The organism is Anaerococcus lactolyticus ATCC 51172, assembly GCF_000156575.1.
Classification (GTDB): domain Bacteria; phylum Bacillota; class Clostridia; order Tissierellales; family Peptoniphilaceae; genus Anaerococcus; species Anaerococcus lactolyticus.
In genome coordinates this window covers 1-1,144 of record NZ_GG666066.1, presented here as the reverse complement: position 1 = coordinate 1,144, position 1,144 = coordinate 1, and the positions used below count along the sequence as shown (strand labels likewise).

Annotated in this window: 1 pseudogene; it reads right to left on the bottom strand. The window is 43.7% G+C overall.

The annotated features are described in order from the left end of the window. Positions 1–3 precede the first annotated feature (3 nt). A pseudogene (gene tuf, locus HMPREF0072_RS12545) lies at positions 4–1,144 on the bottom strand (elongation factor Tu); the annotation flags it as partial.

Below are 1,144 nucleotides of genomic sequence, written 5' to 3'. Positions count from 1 at the left end.
GAACTATTTTACGATTTTTGTTACAACGCCTGATGCTACTGTTCTACCACCTTCACGTACAGCGAATCTTAGTCCTTCTTCTAGGGCGATTGGCTTTTGAAGTGTGATTTTGAATGTTGCGTTGTCTCCTGGCATTACCATTTCTACTCCGTCTTCTAGTTGGATGTCACCTGTTACATCTGTTGTTCTGAAGAAGAATTGTGGTCTGTAGCCTGAGAAGAATGGTATGACGTCCACCTTCTTCTTTGGTTAGTACGTATACTTGTCCTTCGAATTCTGTGTGTGGGTGTACGCTACCTGGTTTTGCTAGTACTTGTCCTCTTGAGATTTCGTTTCTTTGAACACCTCTTAGTAGTACTCCTACGTTGTCGCCTGATTCTGCTTGGTCTAGTGATTTGTGGAACATTTCTACACCTGTTACTACGGCTTGAGATGTTTTTTCTGTTAGACCTACGATTTCTACTGTGTCGCCTACTTTTAGGTTCCTTTTTCTACTCTTCCTGTTGCTACTGTTCCACGGCCTGAATTGTCATTACGTCTTCTACTGGCATTAGGAATGGTTGGTCGTTGTCTCTTTCTGGGATGTCGAAGTATTCATCTACTGCGTCCATTAGGGCTAGGATTTTGTCTGACCATGGGCCTTCTCCGCCTTCTTGGAGTGATTTTAGTGCTGAGCCTACGATTACTGGGCAGTTGTCGCCTCGAAGTCGTATTCGTTTAGTAGGTCTCTTACTTCCATTTCTACTAGTTCGATTAGTTCTGGGTCATCTACTTGGTCTTCTTTGTTTAAGAATACTGCGATTTTTGGTATACCTACCTGTCTTGCTAGTAGGATGTGTTCTCTTGTTTGTGGCATTGGACCGTCTGCTGCAGATACTACGATGATTGCGCCGTCCATTTGTGCTGCACCTGTGATCATGTTTTTAACGTAGTCAGCGTGGCCTGGAGCGTCGATGTGTGCGTAGTGTCTTTTTTGTGTTTCGTATTCTACTACAGATGTGTTGATTGTGATTCCACGTTCTCTTTCTTCTGGAGCTTTATCGATGTGTTCGTAGTCGATGTATTCACCTGTGCCGTATTTTTTGTTTAGGGCTTGAGTGATTGCTGCTGTTGTTGTTGTTTTACCGTGGTCTACGTGGCCGAT